Genomic DNA, 20,566 nt, shown 5'->3' on the forward strand with positions numbered 1-20,566 from the left:
GGTGTCCTTACTTACGGGGCAATCCGAGAATCATCTGGGCGATGATGTTCAGCTGGATCTCTCTGGTGCCGCCGCCGATCAGCTCGGCGGGTAGGTGCAGATAGGGCTCGACGATCGCCGGTTCCGAGTCGGCAACCATGGCCAGCCGTCCGGTCAGCTGCAGCGTGGCCGCAAAAGTTCGGCGCAGCAACACGTTCATCGCGACCTTGGCGATGCTGGATGCCGGTCCCGACGCCTGGCCGTCGAGCAACCGGATGGTTTCCCGCACGCCCAGCGCCTTGATCGCGTTGGTGTACGCGTCGAGTTCGCCCAGCGCGCGCAGCGCATCCTCCCGGTCCGGTCCGTCCTGCGAAGCGAGCCGGCGCAACGCGGCGGCGCGGTCGAACTTCACGTATCCGCTGATGGCCGAACGCTCTTCGGCCATGGTGGCAATGGCCAGGTTCCAGCCGCCGACCGCGTCACCGAGCAACATGTCATCGGGGATGAACACGTCGGTCAGGAACACCTCGTTGAAATGCGCTTCCCCGGTTGCGGTCTTGATCGGTTGGATCTCGATACCCGATGAGCGCATGTCGAGAATGAAGTAACCGATGCCGCGGTGCTTCGCGGCGTCCGGATCGGTCCGGGCCAACAGCGCACCGAAGTCTGCCCGGTGCGCCACCGACGTCCAGATCTTGTGCCCGTTGATCTTCCAGCCGCCGTCGACCTTGGTGGCACGGGTACTCAGCGCGGCCAGATCGGATCCGGCCCCCGGCTCGCTGAACAACTGGCACCACGCGATCTCGCCACGTTGTGTCGGCGGAATCAGCTTGTCCTGCAGATCCTCAGACGCCGCGCGCAGCACCGAGGGCAGGATCCACTCGGCGATACCGAGCGAGGGACGGACCAGGTCTGGTCGCTTGGCGAATTCGTCGTCGATGATGAGCTGGCGCAGCGGACCGGCATCGAGTCCCCAGGGCGCCGGCCAGTGTGGCGCGATCAGGCCGGCTTCGGCGATCAGGGTGCGCTGCGGACCAGTCTTGAAGTCGTCGTAGTCGCCCTGGCGTCCGGGTTGGTCGTTGGTCAATTGCAGTGCGGCGTCCAGGGTTTCGGCTACCGACGCACGGAAGTCGGCGTCGGCGTCGCCCAGATCCACCGACATGTCCCGCTGCTGCGTGCAGGTCAACCTACCCAGGCGCCGCGCCCACCGGTTTGCCGGCCCGAGCGATGCGGCCAGGCTGATCGCGCGCCGCCAGTACAGGTGCACATCGTGTTCCCAGGTGAAGCCGATGGCGCCGAACATGGTCAGCGCATCGAGCACCAGATCCGGCACCGGCGAGACCGCGATCACGGCGGCACCGGATGCGGCGATGCGGTGCTGGTCGAGGGGTTCGTCCAGGGCGCGGATCGCGTCCCAGGCCGCGGCGCTGGCCAGCTCGCTGTTGACCAGCAGCATCGCCGCGCTGTGCTGCAGTGCCTGAAAGGTGCCGATCACCTTGCCGAACTGTTCCCGGATGCGCAGGTGCGCGGTCACGGCGTCTACACACCACTGCGTGATGCCGGCTGTCGTGGCGGCGACCAGCGCGACCACCACGCATTCGGCGCGCTCGGCATCGATACCGCTCAGCACATCGGTCGCACCGTGTTCGGTCAGGCGCAGGATTCCCACGTCGGCGACCAGGTCGGTGCCCTCGTCGACGGGTTCTATTGCTGCGGTGGCACTTTCGGTGTCGACAACCGCCCACACCAGGTCTCCGTCCGAGGTTCGGGCCGACACCAGGAGCAGCCGTGCCGAGCAGAGCCCCGCGGTGACCGCCGAGGTCCCGTCGATCACCCATCGCTGGCCATCGAGGTTGGCATGGAAGTCGCCGGCGTCGGGAAGGATCACCGCGGCGGGCGCGCCGGAGGCGAGTTCGCGCAGCAACGCTTCACTCGCCGGCGTCGGCTCGGCCAGCAACGCGACCGCACCCGCAGCTACCGTCGCCAGCAACGGTCCACCCAACAGCGATTTGGCCGCCGCCTCGAGTACGCACGCGACGTCGATCAGCCGGCCACCCTGGCCGCCGACCTCCTCGGGAAGGTGGACCGCATGGAAACCGTTGCCCACCAAAGCTTCCCACCAGTCGGGCACCTTGCCGACCATCAGCGCATCGAGATTGTCGCGGGTCGCGGCGACGGGGGCGTGCCGCGCGGCGAACTGCGCGACAGCGTTGCTGAGCTCCTGCTGCTCGGCGGTCAGTCCCACGCTCATGACAGCGGTCCCGCAATGGGACTCGGCTTCGGCCGCACCAGCTGCTATCCTCTCGTCTTACAAGACGAACCGTCTCGTCTTGTGGGACATTACGGCCCAGCGCAACGTGTGTAAAGCCGGTGCCACGAGCGAGGACCACTGCATGACGACCGATCTCACGCCGCGCCGCCGAAGCGAGAAGTCGCGCACGGCCATCGTGACCGCCACGCGTGAGTTGCTTCTCGAGCGCGGATTCGACGGCCTGACCATCGAGGCGGTCGCCGCCCGCGCCGGGGTGGGCAAGCAGACCATCTACCGCTGGTGGCGCAGCCGACCGGTACTCGTCGCCGACGTGATGCTCGAGGATGCCGACAAGATCCTGGCCTCGATGAACCACACCGACGACCTGTCTGCCGACCTGGTGGAGTGGGTCGGCAAGCTCGCCGCCACCCTCACCACGACCCGCGGCTCGGCCATGCTGCGGACGCTGACCGTCGCCTGCATGGAACACGAGGAGACCGCCGACAGGTTGCGGGCCGGGTTCAGTGCGCCGTTGCACGCCAGCGTCCGGACCCGGTTGCTCGCGCACGGGATCGACGCGGTCACCGCAGATTCCGCTGCCGATGCCATCGTGGGCGGCGTGGTCTACCCCATTCTTTCTGGCGCACAGGGTTATTCGCGCCGACGTGCCGAACTGGGCACGCGCCTGATCGTGGATGCGCTCAGCCGTTAGCAACGGCTATCGAGGCCAGGCCGGCACGAACCCGATCGGGCAGCGACCCGCCGTGGCTCAGCCAGTCGTCCAGGGCGATGCGCACGGTGGCCATCGCCAGCGCCCCGAGCAGCCGCGGCCGGGGATCCTGCGGCACCGACCCGTGCATGCGTGGGGCGACCAGCTCGGCGATCGCCGCCTCGTAGCGCACATAGATATGGAGCGTCCAGGCGTCCAGGGTCTCCGAGGACCTGGTGAGGGTGGCCAGTTCCCGTACCTGGGACTCGATCTCGACGAAGTTGTCGGCGAGGGACCCGAAGGCGCCGGCGATGGCGTCGGTGGCGGACAGGCCGGCCGGCTGAGCAGCCAGCGCCGAGGTGATCCGCCCCAGCCAGAGCGCGTTCACACCTTCGGCGACGGCGTCCTCCTTGGAGTTGAAGTAGCGGAAGAAGGTCGCCCGACCGATGGCGGCCTCGTCCGCGATCCGCTCGACCGTCGCCCCGGCCAGACCGACGTCGGCCACCAACGCGGCCGCGGCTGCCGCGATGCGCTGCCGGGTCGCCGCGCGCCGGCGCTCGGCGGGCGACTCCGGGAAACCACTCGCCAAAACGTGAGACATAGTCTAAGTATGAGACTATGACTCAAGTCGACGCACCGCAGGCTGTCGGTGCCTGGCAGTTCTTCCGGCAGATGCTGGGCGACGTCACCAATATCGTGACCGAGGATGCCGAGACCGAGCGGGAGCTCCTCGAAGGGCTGCGAGTGATCGCGCGGGTCTCGTCGCTGTGCTCGCAGATGGCCGTCGAGGCCGACTCGAGCCGGCCGGCGTTCTTCGACATGTGCTCGCCGAACCGGATGATCGGCGGCCCGAATCCCGACGGCAACTATTACCTGGCGATGATCCGCGGTGACCGCAGCTATCGGATCACCGGCACCAGAGGCACCAGCGCCTACCTCGGCATCCAGATCCTTGCCGGCACCGGGCTGACGCCGCGGCGGATGTCCGGGTACCTCAGCGACACCGATTTGGCCCTGACCGCGGGCGAATTCGCGATCGTACTGTCCGCTCGGCAACCGGCGGACCTCGACGGGGCGCAGTGGCTGCAGATTCCCGACGACGCGTCCTCGGTGGTGGTGCGGGAATACATCGGTGACCGCGCCGACGAAGAGCTGGCCACCCTACGCATCGAGGCCCTCGACCCCGACCCGCTCACACCGCTGACCGACGACGCGCTGGCCGAGCAGTTCACCGCGATGGCCTGGTCGCTGATGAAACTCGCCACGCTGCACCGCACCATCAAGCCCGAGTTGCTGGACAACGCCAACACACTGGTGACCGCCGAAGCCGCGGACCTCGGCGCGGCCGACACCACCCCGGACAACCTGTACATGATCGGGACGTATCGCCTCGAGCCCGGGCAGGCGCTGGTCCTCGACATCAAACCCCCAGACACGAGGTATTGGAACGTCACCCTGGAAAGCATCTGGCACGAGTGCCTGGAACCCCGCCGGCGGCACAGTTCGGTGACCAACCGCGGCGTGCAACCGGGACCGGACGGACGGGTCCGCATCGCGATCTCCGAGCGGGACCTCGGGCTGGGCCACTGGCTCGACACCGGCGGCCGGCATCGCGGTTTCGTCGTGCTGCGCTGGCTGGACAACCCGACCCCGCCCGCCGTCACGGTGTCGGTGCACCCATGACGCTGCAGGAGCGATTCGATCCGGAGCGGCTGATCGCCACCGCGTGCGAGGAAACCGGTCACGACGACTTCGGCGACGACGGCTGGCGCGACGGACTCGAACGCGTCGCCGACGGCCTAATCACCGAGGCACGGTTGTCTGCCATCGGGGTCGAGATCGCCTACCTCGACCTGATGCGCGCGCTGAAGAACCGGCTCGACGTGATCGCCTGGCGCAAAAAGAATCCCGGGATCACCGAAAAGCCCGTAGCCGCACCCATCTTCATCGTCGGCCAGCCCCGCACCGGAACCACGATCCTCTACGACCTGCTCGCCCAAGATCCCGACCTGCGCGCCCCCCTGACCTGGGAGGTCGACGCGCCCTGCCCGGTTCCGCAACCCGAGACCTACCACGACGACCCGCGCATCGCCGTCACGCAGGCCAGCCTGGAGATGTCGGAGCAGATCATCCCCGGGTTCCTGAAATTCCACCCGATGGGCGCGCTGGTCGGACAGGAGTGCGTGCGCATCACCGCCAGCGACTTCGTCAGCATGATCTTCTCGGTGCAGTACCGGCTGCCCAGTTACTACCGGTGGCTGCTGTACGAGGCCGACCATGCCGGCGCCTACCGGTTCCACCGCATCTTCCTGCAGCATCTGCAGTCCGGTGTGCCCGGGCAGTGGCTGTTGAAATCGCCCGCGCATCTGTGGCAACTCGAGGCCTTGCTCACCGAATACCCCGACGCCCTGATCGTGCAGACACACCGCGATCCCCTCAACGTCATCTCCTCGATCGCCGCACTCACCCATCACCTGCGGCGGATGGGCAGCGACGAATCCGATATCGCCGAATGCGCCACGCAGTCCTACGAGGAGATCGTGGTGGGTCTCGAGCGCGAAATGGCTCTGCGTGCGAGCGGCACGGTGCCTGCCGACCGGGTGATCGACGTGCACTACGCCGATTTCCTCGGCGACCCGTGGACCACGATCGGCGGCATCTACCAGAAGCTGGGTCGCGAGTGGCGGCCGGACGCCCAGCAGCGCATGCGGGACTTTCTGGCCGCCCATCCCGGTGACGGCGGACGCGGTCGCTACACCTGGTCGGACACCGGCTTGAACGCCGGCGAGGTTCGCGACCGGGTCCGCGGTTACCAAGAGCGCTACGGGGTGCCCAGCGAGGAACTGCGCTAGACGAGCTGAAAAATTGGACGCCGTTATTTCCCCCAAAATGTGACGAAAGACATAGACTTCCGGCTTGTGACGACCCCGTCGAACCCTTTTGGCGACGAACGACGGCGACTCTCGCAGCAGCTTCAGATGCGAGGTCAGGTGCTTGGGCGCAGGCAGGCGCGACGGCTGAGCCGGCGCTTCGCGCACGTCGGCGTGGACATACCCCCGACCCGACTGCGGCAGTTGGTCACCGGGTCAGTGGTCGCCGACCGGGAAATGACGGACGTGAACTTCGCGTTGATCGCCACCCGGTACAACCGCGAGAAGCAGGCCGCGAAATTCGTGCACTTGCAGCGCCGCTGTAAGCACGCGCTGGTCTGTGCCGGCTTGGTCTTGGTCGCGCTGAACTTCCTGATCTGTCTCGGTTACGTCTTCTTCACCCTGGCCCATCAGTCCTAGAACGAGTAGTACTACGCAGGTGTCGGCGGGGGCCGGACAGCCAAGCTGCTTTCATGACAACTTTTTTGGGCTTTCCGCGCGCCGCTGAACTGGAGGCAAGCACGCCGGTCGACCGCGACCGCGCGATCGACGTCATCCGCATCACCGCCTTGGTCGGGGTGGTGATCGGTCACACGGTGATGGCGATCAGCATCATCCGCGGCGGCGTACTCATCTGGGACAACCTGCTCACCACCTCGGTCGTGTTTCAGGCCCTGACCTGGATCTTCCAGATCATGCCGCTGTTCTTCTTCGCCGGCGCCGCGGCGTGCGTAGCGTCCTGGCAGCCCGGCACCAACTGGGGCGGCTGGTTGTTGAAGCGCTGCACCCGGTTGTTCCGGCCGGTGTTCTACTACCTCGCGTTCTGGGCGGCCGCGTTGGTCGTACTGAATCGAGTGTTGCCCCGACACGTGTACGAGCCGGTCGCGGGGATCAGCATTCAGCTGTTGTGGTTCCTCGGCGTGTACGTGCTGGTGCTGGCGGCGATGCCGGTGCTGCACCGGATTTCCACCCCGGCCCGACTGGCCGGCGGGGTGGTTGTGGTCTACGCGATGGTCGCGGTTGTCGACGCCGTCCGGTTGCACTGGTCCGCGCTGGCCCCGCTCGGTTATCTCAACCTGGCGGCGTGGCTGATCCCGGGCATGTTCGGCGTTGCCTACCGGCGCCGGTTGATCACCGGCCGGGTCGCGGTGATCCTTGCCACGGCGATGTTCGCGGTAGATCTCGCGCTGCTGCAGTGGGGGCCCTATGAGTTGAGTCTGGTCGGCATCGAGGGGCAGCGGCTGGCCAACATGAGTCCTCCGTCGCTGCTGTTGGCCGGGCACGCAATTGTGCTCAGCGCGTTGGCAATTGCTGCCGCGCCGAGGATCGACCGGTGGGCCCGGCGACCGCGCGTCTGGTGGCTGACCGCAGTCGGCAACTCCGGGGCGATGACGCTGTACCTGTGGCACATGCCGGCGCTGCTGGGCGTGCACGTGCTGTTCGACACCCTCGGACACCCGCGCTTCCCGGGACAGCCCGACTTCCTGGCGATCAGCCTCGTGCAACTCGCCCTCATGGTCGGCGTGGTGGCCGTGTTGTTCGTGGCCCTGCGGGCGTTGGAGAACAATCCGTTGCCTGGATGGGACGGCGCGCCCGCCGTCGCGTCGGCGCGACGCGGCACCGCGGTCGGCATCTTGTTGTGTGTGGCCGGAGCGGCGATCTTGGCCGCGGTGAAGTGGGGCCTCAAGGACGAGGGGCTGGTCTGCGTCACGATCATGCTGATCGCCTTGGCGGCGGCTCGGGTGCTGGCCGCGGCGTGGCTGCCGCAGGCCGGCCGGGCATTGGGTAGCGCGCTGGGTATTCGTGCCGTGCGCTAGGTGTCGCGGTCGGCGGCCAGCAGTAGCTGCAGCATCTCGCGGAACTCGCCGAGGCGGCGCCCACCCAGAATGTGTTCCCACTTGTTCTCCAATTCGACTGCGCTGGAACGCATCACCCGCAGCGCACGGCGGCCGCGTGGGGTGAGCTCGATGATCAGGGTGCGGGCGTCGTCGGGATTGGCCACCCGGGAGACATAGTCATGGCGTTCCAGCGCCGATACCGCCTGAGCCACGGCCTGGCGGCTCACCGCCAGCCGGTCGGCCAGCTCCGAGGCATGCAGGCCACCGGCGGCCAGCGGGACGAGGGCTACCGCCTGGGCCGGACGGATCCCGTCGAGCCCGGCCTGGGCGAAAGCCGCTTTCAACCGCGGGGCACCGGTCGCCGCCAGCAACTGGACCAACGCCGGCACGGTCGGTTGCCACGGCGCATCCATCAGACGTCGCATGGCTGCAGAGTGTGCCACAGATTGACAAGTTTCTTGTCAATCATGGTCTGGGCTGTCACGATGAGTCGATGGTGGCACCGCGCACCCGGGCACTCGGCATCGTCGTCCTCGCGACGCTGGTCGTCCTTGTCGGCGGATGTTTCAGTCACGGCCACGCGGTGGGCGCACCGGCGATACCGGTGGGTCAGTCCTCCCAAAGCATCGAATGGGGCGGCAAGACAAGAACTTTCCACCTCTACCGTCCGCAGGGACTGATGGACCCGGCGCCGTTGGTGGTGATGCTGCACGGCGGGTACGGCAGCGGCACGCAGGCCGAGCGTGCCTATCACTGGGACACCGAAGCCGACAGCGGCCACTTCGTGGTCGCCTATCCCGACGGACTCGGCCGGGCCTGGAATGCCGGGTCGTGCTGCGGCAGCCCGTCCCAGGACCGTCTCGACGACGTCGGGTTCATCACCGCCGTCGTCGCTGCCATCCAGCGGCAACTGCCGATCGATCGGACCCGCATCTATGCCACCGGCATGTCCAACGGGGCCATGATGTCGCTGCGGCTGGCTTGTGAGACAGATTTTTTCGCCGCGATCGCCCCGGTGGCGGGCACCTTGGTGACCGATTGTGCGCGGGCGCGGCCCACCTCGGTGCTGCAGATCCACGGCACCGCGGACGCCAGCGTTCCGTACCACGGTGGACCGGGCAAAGCGCTGAAGGCAGACGGGACCCCGCGCGTGGACGGCCCGCCGGTCCCGTCGGTGACCGCGACCTGGCGTGCCATCGACGGGTGCGGGCCACCGACGTCGTCGACTGCCGGGGTGGTCACCACCGAAGCAGCAGAATGCCCCGATGCCCTTGCCGTGCAATTGATTTCGGTAGCAGAGGCCGGGCATCAATGGCCCGGCGGTGCCCGCGGACCCGTCTCGAAAAGACTCGGTCTGCCCGAGCCGTCGACCGCGCTGGACGCCACCGACACCATCTGGCGGTTCTTCGCCCAGCACCATCGCTGAACGCCGCGCGCGCAGTTATTCGCTGCCGCGTTCCGGCGAACCTGCGCGTTCCGGCGAACCTACGCGTTCAGTGTGAATCCTGGGCTTTGCGGGGGAAGCCTGGGCGGGATTTCGCGGATTTTCCCACCGTGGGCTCACCTTGAAAGCCCTCACTTCACCACCAACGCCAAGAGCTCACACCAGAGTCGTGCAACAGCCGAAACACTCAACCCCTGCAGCTTGAAGCAGTGCGCCGGGTCAGTCGCTGAGCTGACGGTGTTCGATCAGTTCACGGATACCGCCGCCGCCCAATCGCTCCCGGAACGCCTGAGCGGTGTACCCCACCACCTTCGCGTCGGTGCGGGCCCGCGCGGTCGCCGACCGCGGCATGTGAAACAGCACGCCCATCTCACCGAAGTAGTCACCCGGTCCGGCTACCTTGATCAATTCCTCACCGCCGTCGGCCATTTCGTGCACCAGGTCGAACTCGCCTTCGACGACGACGTAGATCAGTTCGCCCATCGTGCTCTGCTCGAACAGCACCACCCCGGCCTTCAGCTCGAAGGTCTCAGGCGGACGGTTGGTGTCGGCGAAGTCGGGAGTCAGCTCCACCACGCGGTCGGCCATCGGCAGCATGCGGTTGTCGTGCGTCGCGACCACCACCACCCGGTCGCCGTCGGCGAGTTCGCGGATCAGCCGCAGCACCTCCTCCACCTGGATGAAGTCGAGGTGCGCCGTCGGTTCGTCGGCCAGGATCAACGGCGGATCCAATGCGATCGCCCGCGCCACCGCGACGCGTTGCTGCTGTCCGCCGCTGAGATCCCCGGGCCGATGCTTCATCCGGTCACCGAGGTTGACCCGTTCGAGCAGCTCGGTGGCCCGTTGGCGCGACGCCGAACGTGACATCCCGGCCGCGCGCAGCGGCACCATCACGTTCTCCAGTGCGGTCAGACTCGGGACGAGATTGAACGCCTGGAAGACGATGCCGACCTTGTCGCGGCGGTACTTCGCCAAGGCCTTCCCCTCCAGGGAAGTGATGTCGACACACCCGTCTGCCGAGTCGAATTTGATGGTCCCGGATTTAGGCCGCAGGATGCCACCGAGGCAGGACAACAGCGTCGTCTTACCGCAACCGCTGGGCCCGAGCAGGATCACCAACGAACCGGCTGCCACGTCGAGGTTCAGGCCGTTGATCGGCCGCAGGGCGTAGCCGCCGCTGTCGTACTCGACGACCAGGTTCTGGATGCTCAGATCACCCACGGCTCAGGGCCCTCCGAACGCGAGCGCGGGATCGATGGCCACCACCCGTCTGAGGCCGGCGAGGCTGGCCAGCAGCCCGATCGCCGTCGCCACCACCGGCAGCAACAAATAGGCGGCCGTCGGAACCGCCACCACCATCGGAAACAACGGCGCCAACAGCTGCGACAGCACCACACCGACCACGGCCGCCACCAGCGAGACGATGAGCGCCTGCAGGGCCAGTCCCGCCAGAATCGAGCGAGTCGGCGTCCCGATCGCCTTGAACACGGCGAAGTCACGTACCCGTTCGAGGGCAGAGAGGTACACCACCGATCCGACGATCAGCACCGCCACGATCCACAGCAACACGGCGACGATGGAGATCGAGTTCACCGCGACCTTCAGCGGTCGGATCAGGTCGTCGACGGCGCCGGCGCGGTCGTAGGTCCGGTAACCGTCCGGCAGCGCGCGCGGGGTGCCGTTGACCCCGATCGAGGTGACCATCGGTTGGCCGTTGTAGGCGATCCGCTGCAGACCTTCGGTCGTCAGGAAGATATTGGGAATCTTGGCCAGCGCGGTCGAGTTGGGCACGATGCCCACGATCCGCAGCGTGTGGGCTCCGACCTGGAAGGTGTCGCCGAGGTGTCGGCCCAGCGTGCTCGACGCCGCGACCTCGTCCGGTTTCGACGGGACCCGACCTTCGGACACCTGCGGCATGCCGGGCCCCCGCTCGGGCGCGCCGAAGGCGGTCACATTACGGGTCGACTTGTCCTCCCGCATGATCGTCCCGACGCAGCCCAGCGGTGCCGCGGCCGAGACCCCGGACTCCGCACGCACCCGCGCCAGATCGACGTCAGGAAACGGCGTCGACCCCAGGAAAGGCCCAGCTGCACCGTCCTTGACCACAAATGCGTCGACGCCCAGGGAATCCACGGTCTGCCGGGCTTCCACGCGAAATCCATTCGCCAGGCCGCTCATCACGAGCGTCATCCCGAAGATCAGTCCGGTGCTGACGATGGCGATTACCAGGCGACGCTTTCGCCATTGCATATCGCGCAGCGCGGCAAAGAGCATTCGTAGACGCTACCAACGCCCACAAGTGTCGGATCGAATATCGCCTGCACACCCCCCGGATCACGGCGGCGACGGGCCGGTGCTGGTCGGAAGGCGGCCGGACCCGACTGATGGCAGAATGTTTACCTGCCGGAATGGCGCCCGTCCAAGATTTTGGTGCGTGGCCTAGGATTGGATTTCGTTGGCTGCCGCAGGGCTGCACAAGGCAGTGCAGTATCCATGGCGGTTGTCGCGGGTTGAATCAACAGCCCCACAAGGCGTGGTTGTGTGAAAACTATTGGTGTCCCTGGCGGACGGATTTGAGATAAAGCATGGTCGATCAACCCGGCGATCCAATCAATCGCACAACTTTCGAGGTGGAGCAGTACCAGACGGACGGAGCCGTCGTCCTGGCTGTCTCGGGCGAAGTGGACATGCTGAGCGCGCCTCAGTTGGCCGACGCTATGCAGACGGCGCTGGCCGGCAAGCCCGCGGCCCTGATCGTCGACCTGACGAAAGTGGAGTTCCTGGCATCCGCCGGCATGAGCGTGCTGGTCAACGGGCAGGCTGAACTCGTTCCGCCGACCCGCATGGCAGTGGTCGCGGACGGCCCGGCGACCAGCCGCCCGCTCAAGCTGATGGGTATCGACAGTGTGCTTCCGCTGCACCGCACCCTCGACAGCGCGCTTAACTGGCTCAGTGGTGCGTGATCCCGTAACGGGAGCTGACCGGACGCTCTGATCGGCGGGCCCGTGAGACCACAGCAGGATGACCGTTCTCGCTTCGTCCGGACGCGGGTTGTCGCCGACGCGCCCAGCGCGAGCCGGCTCCGCTGCGAGTTCCGCAACTGGCTCGACCGGCACTTCACGTTGGGCGCCGAACGGTTCAGCGACCTGGTGCTGGCCGTCAGCGAAGCGCTGGCCAACGCCGCCGAATTCGCTTACCCCGACTCCCCTGACCAGGGAACCATGGATGTCCGCGCGGCCTACGACCCCGATTCGGACACCCTGGCGGTGACCGTCAACGATCAGGGGCGGTGGCGCCAGCACGGCAGCCCGGCGGAGCTGGCCCGCGGCCGCGGCATTCCGCTGATGCGTGCGCTCGCCGACACGGCCAGGATCGACGGCACGCCGCACGGCACGCAGGTCACGTTGACCTGGCGTCATCTGACCGCCTCCTGAGTCATTGACTCGGGCGAGCCGGGCGCCTACCGTCGTCAGTACATACGCTACGCATCGTAGCGAAATAACCATTCGGCCCTGGTTCGCTGCCCTGGAGGCATCATGTTCGACCTGAAAATCATCGGTGGCACCGTCGTGGACGGAACCGGCGCCGAACGTTATCGCGCCGACCTCGGCATCAAGGACGGAAAGATCGTCGAGGTCTTCCGTCGCGGCGCGGACTCCGCGGAGCTCGCCGGCGAGGCCGCCGAGACCATCGACGCGACCGGACGTGTGGTGGCGCCGGGATTCGTCGACATCCACACGCACTACGACGGACAGGTCAGCTGGGACAGTTCGCTGGAACCGTCCAGTGGCCACGGGGTCACCACGGTGGTCACCGGCAACTGCGGCGTCGGCTTCGCGCCGGTACGACCGGGAACCGAGGATTGGCTGATCAGCCTGATGGAAGGCGTCGAAGACATTCCCGGCACCGCGCTCACCGAAGGCATCACCTGGGGCTGGGAGACCTACCCCGAGTATCTCGACGCCATCGACAAGCAGCAGTTCTCGATCGACGTCGGCAGCCAGGTCGCGCACGGCGCCGTCCGCGCCTACGCGATGGGCGGGCGGGGTGCCCGCAACGAGCCGGCCACGCCCGAGGACATCGAAGCGATGGGTCGTCTGGTCACCGAGGCGATCGAGGCGGGCGCACTCGGGTTCTCGACGTCGCGGACGATGGGGCACCGCGCCATGGATGGCGAACCCGTACCCGGCACTTTTGCCGCCGAAGACGAACTGTTCGGCCTGGGTCGGGCCATGGCCGCGGGCGGCCAGGCGGTCTTCGAACTCGCCCCGCAGGGCTCGGCGGGGGAGGACATCATCGCACCCAAGAAGGAGCTCGAGTGGATGCGGCGGCTCGGCGCCGAGATCGACCGTCCGGTGTCGTTCGCGCTGATCCAGGTGGATGCCGACCCCGGGTTGTGGCGGGAGATGCTGGATCTGTCGGCGGATGCACACTCCGCAGGCGCCCGCCTGTACCCACAGATCGCGGCGCGTCCGTTCGGCATGATGATCGGCTTCCAGGGGCACCACGGGTTCAGCCACCGGCCGACCTACCGGCGACTGAAAGCCGAGTGCGGCCGCGACGCGCTCGCGCAGCGGCTGGCCGACCCCGCGGTGAAGGCCGCGATCCTGGCCGAGGACGATCTTCCGGTCGATCCGTCCCTGTTGTTCGACGGCATGTTCGCCCTGGTGCAGCACTCGCTGCACCGGCTTTATGCGCTGGGTAACCCGCCCGACTACGAGCCCACGCCGGAGCGCACGGTGCAGGCGATCGCGCAGGCGCGCGGCGAAGACCCGCTCTCGACGCTCTACGACCTGATGCTGGAGCGGGACGCGAGCGCGATGCTGATGCTGCCGTTGTTCAACTACGCCGACGGCAACCACGACGCGATCCGGGAGATGCTGCTGCATCCGGCCGGTGTGCTGGGCCTGTCCGACGGCGGCGCGCATTGCGGAATGATCTGCGACGCTTCCTATCCCACGTTCCTGCTGACGCACTGGGCGCGCGACCGGCACCGTGGGGACAAGTTGTCTCTGGAATACGTGATCCGCAAACAAGCCCGCGACACCGCGCATCTGTTCGGCCTCACCGACCGCGGCACCATCGAGCGCGGCAAAAAAGCCGACCTCAACGTCATCGACATGAACGCGCTGACGCTGCACCCGGCGGCGATGGCGTGGGACCTGCCGGCGGGCGGAAACCGAATCCTGCAGGGCGCCAGCGGATACGACGCGACGATCGTCAGCGGTACCGTGACCCGCCGCAAGGACGTCGACACCGGCGCGCGGCCGGGACGATTGGTGCGTGGCGCGCGTTAGGGTTTCGTCTGTGGACGTGATCGCGGGCAATCCGGCCCGGGTGCGCGACGAGGACGCGATCGGTGACCCGCCGGCGTCTCCGACCCTGGTGCCCGCCGAGCGCTACTACTCACCGGCGTTCGCCGCTTTGGAGATCGAGCGGATGTGGCCGAGGGTTTGGCAGGTCGCCTGCATGGTGGACCACGTCGCCGAGCCGGGCGACTACTTCGAATACCGTTGCGGCCCATACGGAGTGCTGATCGTCCGCGGTGACGACGGGGTGCTGCGCGCCTTCCAGAACGCGTGCCGCCACCGCGGCAACTCGCTGTGCGTCGGCTCGGGTTCAGGGCTGCGCGAACTCAAGTGCGGGTACCACGGCTGGACGTGGGACCTCGCCGGGATACTCAAGCGGGTGCCCAACCGCAAGGGCTTCGGGTCGCTGAAGATGTCCGAATTCCCGTTGCTGCCCGCCGCCGTCGACGCCTGGGGAGGCATGGTCTTCGTCAACCTCGACGTCGAGGCGATGCCGTTGATCGACTACCTGGACGCTGTTCCGGCCGACATCGCCTGGTGCAACATTGACGACTTCCGTTGCTACGCAACGTTGACGGTCGAGGTCGAGGCCAACTGGAAGACGATCGCCGACGGGTACAGCGAGACCTATCACATCCAGACGCTGCATCCGGAGTTGTTGCGCTGCGTCGACGATATTCATGCGCCGCAACAGATTTGGGTGCACGCCGGAAAGTCCGATCAGCCGTACGGGGTGCAGAGCCCACGGTTCGAGGGTGCCCTGACCGACGAAGAAGTCTGGGACGCTTACGTGTACACCCAGGGCGCGCTGATGGGAGCGGCGGAGGGCACGCCATTTCCCGAGCGCACGGGAGATCAGACCGTCGCCGACCTGATCGCGGCCCGCACCCGGGAGTTCGCGGCCGGACGCGGGGTGGATCTGGACTGGGCCGACACCGACCGCATCACGCGCCTGCACCAGTACAACGTGTTCCCGAACATGACGTTCCTGGTCAACGCCGACCACCTGACGATCATGACGTCGCGGCCCGGCCCGGATCCGGACCACGGCGAGTTGACCATGTTCCTGATGACTCGGATGCCACCGGGAGCGCCGCGTAACAAGCCCACCGATATGCGGATGTCGGCCGCCGACGCCGAACCGGGAATCGTTCTGACCCAGGACATCCGGGTGTTGCCGGGGCTGCAGCGCGGCCTGCATCAGCCCGGCTTGACGCACCTGGTTTTGTCCAACGAGGAACGTCGGGTGATCAACATGCACCGCAACCTGGAGCGCTACCTCGACCTTTAAGCGCGAGCAGACGCAAAAGCGCCCCAAAACGGCACGTTTTGGGTGCTTTTGCGTCTGCTCGCGGGCGTTAGTGACGCGCGGCTTCCTGGGCGAGTTGGACGCGGGAAGTCAGGCCCAGCTTGGTGTACACGTGGGTGAGGTGGGTCTCGACGGTGCGCGGCGAGACGAAAAGCCTTGCGGCGATGTCCTTGTTGCCCAGGCCGTCGCTGACCAGCCGGACGACGTCGAGTTCGGCCGGGGTCAGCGAGCCCCAGCCGGTGGACGGGCGTTTGCGCTCGCCGCGGCCGCGCCGCGCATAAGCGATCGCCTCCTCGGTGGAGAGCCCGGCTCCCTCCGCACAGGCTGCGTCGAAATCACTGTCTCCCATCGCCTCTCGCAGCGCCGCAACCGATGCTTCGTAGTCGGCCTGATGGATTGCATACCGCACCTCGCCGGTGCGCTGGCGGATACCCGCGGCCGCGCCGAAGAGTCGGGCCGCTTCCACATGGCTCGCACCTCGCGCGGCCAGCCTGGCAAGTCCCTCGAAGACGTCAGGCGCGCCCAGCTGCGCCCCGGTATCGGAAGCACACGCCAAAGCCTCGTTCGCATAGCGCTCGGCGGCTGCCCAATCGTTCTCGGCGAGAGCCACGCGGACACGGGCATTCAACGCAAGCATCCGGAAATATCCCGCGGTCACCGACACCGCCTGATCGGCCCAGAGCCGGGCCGTGACGATGTCGCCTGTCGTGCGCTCGGTGTCAGCTCTCCACATCAGGTTCGTCGACGAAAATCCGGCATCCGGTATGCGGCCGTAGGCCTTTGCCAGAGCGTCCTTGGCGGCCACCGCGTCTCCCGCGGCCAGGTGCGCTGCGCCCAGCGCCAGATAGCCGAGTCCCTCGATGGACGCGCCGAGCTCGGCGGCGGACTCGATCGCCCCCTCGGCGGCGGCGAGCGCCGCGATTGTCTTGCCCTGCCACCCGAGCACAAAGCTTTGCGCAATCAAGGCGTTGAACCTGGTCAGCAGGTCGCCGGCCGCATCAGCGTCGGCGAGTACATCGCGGACCTCGTCCTCAGCGCCTTGCAGGTCGCCACGCATCGTGCGCCCGCCGGCAATACCGTACAAACGGCACTGACCCGAGGCGACCCGGTCACCGATCGCGTCGGCAAGTTCGCGCCCTTCGGCCGCCGCGTGCTCCGCGATCGAGCTGCCGGCCATGGACGCCGCGTAGGCTTGGAAGCCGAGTAATTGGCTCAGTCTCCAGTTGTCGCCCAGGGCGCGCGCCAAATCGATGGCCTCGACGAAGAATGTTTCTGCCTGCTCGGGATTCAAAGCGGCCGCGGTAGCGACGCAGCCAGTGAGGGCACGGACCAGCAGCACAGGGTCGTCGAGTCGGCGAGCGATCGCGAGCGCTTCGGTGGCCTGTTCCATCCGCGCCGGCAGACCGAGCCAGCCGTCGAACAAGGCCGCGTCGCCCAGCGTTCGCGCCAGCACCGCCGGTGCGACCTCGCGATCAGTGGAGTCCGCGTCGGCGAGCGCCTCGTCGATCCACCTCATTCCTTCCCGCAGGCGGCCGCGCGTGAGCCACATCGGCTGCAGCGACGTCGCGAGCTGCAAGGCCGACTCGATGTCACCGTTTTCGCGGCTCCAGGTGAAAGCCCCGCGCAGGTTGTCGATCTCGGATTCTGTTTGCTCGACCCGGTGCTGGTGGCCGGTGGCGGCGGGCGCATCAAGCACGGCAGCCATCGCCAGGTAATAGTCCCGGTGACGTGCCCGCACAGCGTCCTCCTCGCCGGATTCGCCGAGCTTTTCCGAGGCGTACTGGCGCACGGTCTCCAACAGGCGATAGCGCATCTGACCGCCGGTGTCGTCGGCCACCACCAGTGACTTGTCCACCAGCAGAGTGAGCTGGTCGAGGACCTGGTACCGCTCGATCCCGGTGTCTCCGGCGACGGCACGCGCGGCGGCGAGGTCGAATCCACCCTGGAATGCGGCGAGGCGCCGGAACAGCACCCGCTCGGAGTCGGTCAGCAGCGCGTGTGACCAGTCGACCGACGCGCGCAACGTCTGCTGGCGACGCACCGCAAGGCGCCCGCCGCCGGTCAGCAACCGGAAGCGGTCGTGCAGGCTGTCGACGATCTCGTCGAGTGACAACGCCCGCACCCGCGCCGCCGCCAATTCGATGGCCAGCGGCATGCCGTCCAGGCGACGGCAGATCTCCTTGATTGCAAGGACTTTGGCGTCGGCTATGTCCAGATCGGATCGCACCCGCCGCGCCCGGTCGACGAACAGCGCGACCGCATCGTCATCCAGCGACAGGGACGGCACCCGCCAGGTCACCTCACCTGGCACGTCGATCGGCTCGCGACTGGTCGCCAACAACGTCAACCCGGGGCATGGGGACAGCAGCGCGACCGCCAGTGCGGCAACCGCGTCGAGAAGGTGTTCGCAGTTATCCAGCACCACAAACATCTGACGGTCTGCTATGAACCGGATCAACGCTTCGGTAGTGGAACGGCTCGGTTGATCTGCCAAACCGAAGGCACCCATCATCGCGTCCGGCACCAGATCGGCATCGGTGATCGGCGTGAGGTCGACATACCAGGAGCCGTTGCCGAAATCGGCCGCTACCTGCCCCGCCACCTGGATGGCAAGCCGGGTCTTACCCACGCCGCCGGCGCCGGTCAGGGTGATCAGCCGGTTGCCTGCAAGGATCTGTTTCACCCCGTCGATCTCGGCGCCCCGGCCGATGAAGTTCGTCAGTTGAACCGGAAGATGTTCAGCGGCAACGTGTCTGGATGTTTTGAGCGGCGGGAAGTCGTTGTTGATGTCTGGGTGGCATAGCTGGGCCACCCGTTCGGGACGCGCGATTCCGCGCAGTTCGTGCCTGCCGAGTTCGGTCAGCCACGCATCGGGCGGCAGCGAGTCGACGACGATGTCTTCGGTGGTGCCGGACAGCACCGTCTGGCCGCCGTGGGCGAGATCGCGCAGCCGCGCCGTCCTGTTGATGGTCGGGCCGACGTAGTTTCCCTCATCCCGTAGCTGCACCTCACCGGTGTGCAGGCCGATGCGTAACCGGATCGGAGCGAGCGGCGCCCGCTGCAACGCCAGTGCGCAGGCAACCGCAGCGGTGGCGCGAGCGAACGCGACCACGAAGCTGTCGCCCTCGCCTTGCTCCACGGGCCGCACCCCGCCGTGTACGACGAGTAGTTCGTCCAGCACCCGGTCCAAATGGGCAACGGCCGCCGTCATCTCCTCCTGTTGGGTTTCCCACAACCGCGTGGAGTTCTCGACGTCGGCGAGCAGCAGCGTCACCGTGCCGGTTGGCAGCTCACCCACGACCAACTCATTCCAGGTCAACGACGGCGGATCCGCACGTGGATCAGTCTCGGTCATGCTAGCCAGCATCCGCTGGCGAAGGGCTGCAAAACATCGTGGAAACCCCGTAGCGGGGCCGCATTCACTCTGCGCTCGGAGCGAACCCTGCTCGCGCTTTCGTCGCCGTAGCCGCAGATGCGCCGTCTTCGGATTTCCGCGTTCTCCCCGATGATGCGCGGCCCCGAACACCAGATAGTCGATTTCGAACCGACTCGAGGAGGACCTCCATGACCGTCACGACGCAGTGCCCCGGTGTTTTCGAAGCCGGGCTTCCGACCGTCGACTACGAATCCGCCCAGCACCCAGACGACGCTCACGCGATCATTCAGCGCGTCCGCGCGGAGTCGCCGATCGCCGTCGGCGCCTACGGACCCGAGTTGCTGAGTTACGACCTCGTCCACACCGCACTCCGCGACCCTCGGTTCCGGGTACCGCAGGGCATGTTCCTTGCGGCGCAGGGAATTACGTCCGGACCGCTGTGGGACCGCATCGGCGATCTCATCATCAGTCTCGACGGCGAACAGCACCATCGGCTGCGCAGACTGGTCAGTAAAGCCTTCACACCCAAGGCGACGGCGCGGCTACGCACGACGATCGTCGACATCATCACCGGGTTGGTCGACAGCGTGAGCGCGAGCGGGCGATGCGACGTCGTCACCGACATCGCCCGGCAATATCCCATTCCGGTCATCTGCGCATTGATCGGTGCGCCACCCGAGGACTGGGAGCTGATTTCGGACTGGGCCGATGACATCATGGAGGCCTTCGGCTGGAACGCCGCGAGCCAGGCGCCGCAGATCCTGGCAGCGTGGGAGGCATTCGACGCCTACCTCGACGACATGCTCGCCTACCGGCGCCGGGCACTCAAAGACGACCTGATCTCCGAGCTGATCCGCGCCGAGGACGACGGCGACCGCCTCAATGGCGACGAACTGCGCAACATGGTTGCCGCGTTGCTGCTGGCAGGTACCGACACCACCCGCTTGCAACTGGCTGCGGCGGTGCACGTGCTCTGCGATCACCCCGACCAGTGGGCACTGCTGGGCCGGCAGCCCGAACTCGCCGCCGACGCCGTCCACGAGTTGATCCGTCACTCACCGATGTCGTTCGTCACCCTGCGCATCGCCGTACAGGACGTCGAACTCGCCGGCGTCACCATTCCGGCGGGCACCATCGTCGTCGTCAACACCGGTGCCGCCAACCGCGACCCCGCCGTCTACGACGATCCCGACCGTCTCGACATCACCCGCGTGGGAGCCGCACCGATGCAAACGTTCGGAGGCGGCGCGCACTACTGCCTGGGCGCCAACCTGGCCCGTCTCGAGTTGGCCGAAGCGCTGGCGGTGATGACCCGGCGGATGCCCAATGCCCGACGCACCGGGCCCGCCCTGTGGAACCGGGTGAGCGCGTTGGGTGGGCCCGTCACCCTGCCGATCGAATTCGACACCTGACAGCCAGGTATCGTGCTCACCCATCGACACAGACCGTGACCCCACGCTGCCGGAGAACGCGAACGCGCC

17 protein-coding genes are annotated in these 20,566 nt (G+C 67.0%); 11 read left to right on the forward strand and 6 right to left on the reverse strand.

Annotation, left to right across the window (positions count from 1 at the left end; genetic code table 11):
- Nucleotides 1–7 precede the first annotated feature (7 nt).
- A complete protein-coding gene (locus tag AC5Y46_RS12925) occupies nt 8–2,230 on the reverse strand; it encodes an acyl-CoA dehydrogenase family protein (protein ID WP_499991448.1) in 2,223 nt (740 codons plus the stop codon).
- Between the two features lie 142 nt (nt 2,231–2,372).
- On the opposite strand from AC5Y46_RS12925, the gene AC5Y46_RS12930 reads away from it, so the two are divergent.
- Complete coding sequence (locus AC5Y46_RS12930; RefSeq protein ID WP_499991451.1) at nt 2,373–2,942, forward strand: TetR/AcrR family transcriptional regulator; 570 nt, start codon at nt 2,373–2,375, stop codon at nt 2,940–2,942.
- Here the strand turns inward: AC5Y46_RS12930 and AC5Y46_RS12935 are convergent.
- Nucleotides 2,932–3,540: a TetR family transcriptional regulator gene (locus tag AC5Y46_RS12935; protein ID WP_499991454.1), complete on the reverse strand. Its 609-nt coding sequence runs from the start codon at nt 3,538–3,540 to the stop codon at nt 2,932–2,934. The two genes, AC5Y46_RS12930 and AC5Y46_RS12935, sit on opposite strands and share 11 nt — an antisense overlap.
- A gap of 17 nt (nt 3,541–3,557) precedes the next feature.
- Between AC5Y46_RS12935 and AC5Y46_RS12940 the strand changes: the two genes are divergently transcribed.
- The 4 genes from AC5Y46_RS12940 to AC5Y46_RS12955 all read left to right on the forward strand — a co-directional run bounded on the left by AC5Y46_RS12940 (nt 3,558) and on the right by AC5Y46_RS12955 (nt 7,626).
- Nucleotides 3,558–4,622 (forward strand): DUF1214 domain-containing protein, encoded by a 1,065-nt coding sequence (locus AC5Y46_RS12940; protein ID WP_499991455.1) that lies wholly within the window; start codon nt 3,558–3,560, stop codon nt 4,620–4,622.
- Nucleotides 4,619–5,791: a sulfotransferase family protein gene (locus tag AC5Y46_RS12945; protein WP_499991457.1), complete on the forward strand. Its 1,173-nt coding sequence runs from the start codon at nt 4,619–4,621 to the stop codon at nt 5,789–5,791. Before AC5Y46_RS12940 ends, AC5Y46_RS12945 begins: the two co-directional genes overlap by 4 nt.
- Before the next feature lie 126 nt (nt 5,792–5,917).
- Complete coding sequence (locus AC5Y46_RS12950) at nt 5,918–6,229, forward strand: hypothetical protein (RefSeq protein ID WP_499943797.1); 312 nt, start codon at nt 5,918–5,920, stop codon at nt 6,227–6,229.
- Between the two features lie 53 nt (nt 6,230–6,282).
- On the forward strand, nt 6,283–7,626 hold the full coding sequence (locus AC5Y46_RS12955; protein ID WP_499991459.1) for an acyltransferase family protein: 1,344 nt from the start codon (nt 6,283–6,285) through the stop codon (nt 7,624–7,626).
- Here AC5Y46_RS12955 and AC5Y46_RS12960 read toward each other — a convergent pair.
- A complete protein-coding gene (locus AC5Y46_RS12960; RefSeq protein WP_499991460.1) occupies nt 7,623–8,072 on the reverse strand; it encodes a MarR family winged helix-turn-helix transcriptional regulator in 450 nt (149 codons plus the stop codon). The genes AC5Y46_RS12955 and AC5Y46_RS12960 overlap by 4 nt on opposite strands.
- A gap of 68 nt (nt 8,073–8,140) precedes the next feature.
- Between AC5Y46_RS12960 and AC5Y46_RS12965 the strand changes: the two genes are divergently transcribed.
- Nucleotides 8,141–9,073, forward strand: a complete 933-nt coding sequence (locus AC5Y46_RS12965) for an extracellular catalytic domain type 1 short-chain-length polyhydroxyalkanoate depolymerase (RefSeq protein ID WP_499991462.1) — start codon at nt 8,141–8,143, stop codon at nt 9,071–9,073.
- A 237-nt stretch (nt 9,074–9,310) separates the two neighbouring features.
- Here the strand turns inward: AC5Y46_RS12965 and AC5Y46_RS12970 are convergent, their stop codons facing one another.
- Both AC5Y46_RS12970 and AC5Y46_RS12975 read right to left on the reverse strand, forming a co-directional pair.
- Nucleotides 9,311–10,312, reverse strand: a complete 1,002-nt coding sequence (locus tag AC5Y46_RS12970; RefSeq protein ID WP_499991464.1) for an ATP-binding cassette domain-containing protein — start codon at nt 10,310–10,312, stop codon at nt 9,311–9,313.
- Nucleotides 10,313–10,315: 3 nt separating this feature from the next.
- Complete coding sequence (locus tag AC5Y46_RS12975) at nt 10,316–11,365, reverse strand: ABC transporter permease (protein WP_499991465.1); 1,050 nt, start codon at nt 11,363–11,365, stop codon at nt 10,316–10,318.
- 311 nt (nt 11,366–11,676) lie between these two features.
- On the opposite strand from AC5Y46_RS12975, the gene AC5Y46_RS12980 reads away from it, so the two are divergent.
- The 4 genes from AC5Y46_RS12980 (at nt 11,677) to AC5Y46_RS12995 (ending at nt 15,691) form a co-directional block, all read left to right on the forward strand.
- Complete coding sequence (locus AC5Y46_RS12980) at nt 11,677–12,054, forward strand: STAS domain-containing protein (protein ID WP_499943790.1); 378 nt, start codon at nt 11,677–11,679, stop codon at nt 12,052–12,054.
- Nucleotides 12,055–12,096: 42 nt separating this feature from the next.
- Nucleotides 12,097–12,525, forward strand: coding sequence for an ATP-binding protein (locus tag AC5Y46_RS12985; protein ID WP_499991468.1), 429 nt, complete (start codon nt 12,097–12,099; stop codon nt 12,523–12,525).
- 102 nt (nt 12,526–12,627) lie between these two features.
- A complete protein-coding gene (locus AC5Y46_RS12990) occupies nt 12,628–14,388 on the forward strand; it encodes an N-acyl-D-amino-acid deacylase family protein (protein ID WP_499991470.1) in 1,761 nt (586 codons plus the stop codon).
- 10 nt (nt 14,389–14,398) lie between these two features.
- Nucleotides 14,399–15,691 carry an aromatic ring-hydroxylating oxygenase subunit alpha gene (locus AC5Y46_RS12995; protein WP_499991472.1) on the forward strand — a complete coding sequence of 431 codons (1,293 nt, stop codon included), beginning with the start codon at nt 14,399–14,401 and terminating at the stop codon, nt 15,689–15,691.
- Nucleotides 15,692–15,758: 67 nt separating this feature from the next.
- Here AC5Y46_RS12995 and AC5Y46_RS13000 read toward each other — a convergent pair whose 3' ends face one another.
- Nucleotides 15,759–19,064: a LuxR C-terminal-related transcriptional regulator gene (locus AC5Y46_RS13000; RefSeq protein ID WP_499991474.1), complete on the reverse strand. Its 3,306-nt coding sequence runs from the start codon at nt 19,062–19,064 to the stop codon at nt 15,759–15,761.
- A gap of 209 nt (nt 19,065–19,273) precedes the next feature.
- On the opposite strand from AC5Y46_RS13000, the gene AC5Y46_RS13005 reads away from it, so the two are divergent.
- On the forward strand, nt 19,274–20,497 hold the full coding sequence (locus AC5Y46_RS13005) for a cytochrome P450 (RefSeq protein WP_499991477.1): 1,224 nt from the start codon (nt 19,274–19,276) through the stop codon (nt 20,495–20,497).
- Nucleotides 20,498–20,566: the final 69 nt, after the last annotated feature.

Source organism: Mycobacterium sp. NGS59, assembly GCF_059812345.1.

Coding starts and splice junctions, on each gene's coding strand:
- AC5Y46_RS12925 (WP_499991448.1), bottom strand. CDS start 2,230: ATGAGCGTGGGACTGACCGCCGAGCAGCAGGAGCTCAGCAACGCTGTC.
- AC5Y46_RS12930 (WP_499991451.1), top strand. CDS start 2,373: ATGACGACCGATCTCACGCCGCGCCGCCGAAGCGAGAAGTCGCGCACG.
- AC5Y46_RS12935 (WP_499991454.1), bottom strand. CDS start 3,540: ATGTCTCACGTTTTGGCGAGTGGTTTCCCGGAGTCGCCCGCCGAGCGC.
- AC5Y46_RS12940 (WP_499991455.1), top strand. CDS start 3,558: ATGACTCAAGTCGACGCACCGCAGGCTGTCGGTGCCTGGCAGTTCTTC.
- AC5Y46_RS12945 (WP_499991457.1), top strand. CDS start 4,619: ATGACGCTGCAGGAGCGATTCGATCCGGAGCGGCTGATCGCCACCGCG.
- AC5Y46_RS12950 (WP_499943797.1), top strand. CDS start 5,918: ATGCGAGGTCAGGTGCTTGGGCGCAGGCAGGCGCGACGGCTGAGCCGG.
- AC5Y46_RS12955 (WP_499991459.1), top strand. CDS start 6,283: ATGACAACTTTTTTGGGCTTTCCGCGCGCCGCTGAACTGGAGGCAAGC.
- AC5Y46_RS12960 (WP_499991460.1), bottom strand. CDS start 8,072: ATGCGACGTCTGATGGATGCGCCGTGGCAACCGACCGTGCCGGCGTTG.
- AC5Y46_RS12965 (WP_499991462.1), top strand. CDS start 8,141: ATGGTGGCACCGCGCACCCGGGCACTCGGCATCGTCGTCCTCGCGACG.
- AC5Y46_RS12975 (WP_499991465.1), bottom strand. CDS start 11,365: ATGCTCTTTGCCGCGCTGCGCGATATGCAATGGCGAAAGCGTCGCCTG.
- AC5Y46_RS12980 (WP_499943790.1), top strand. CDS start 11,677: ATGGTCGATCAACCCGGCGATCCAATCAATCGCACAACTTTCGAGGTG.
- AC5Y46_RS12990 (WP_499991470.1), top strand. CDS start 12,628: ATGTTCGACCTGAAAATCATCGGTGGCACCGTCGTGGACGGAACCGGC.
- AC5Y46_RS13000 (WP_499991474.1), bottom strand. CDS start 19,064: ATGACCGAGACTGATCCACGTGCGGATCCGCCGTCGTTGACCTGGAAT.
- AC5Y46_RS13005 (WP_499991477.1), top strand. CDS start 19,274: ATGACCGTCACGACGCAGTGCCCCGGTGTTTTCGAAGCCGGGCTTCCG.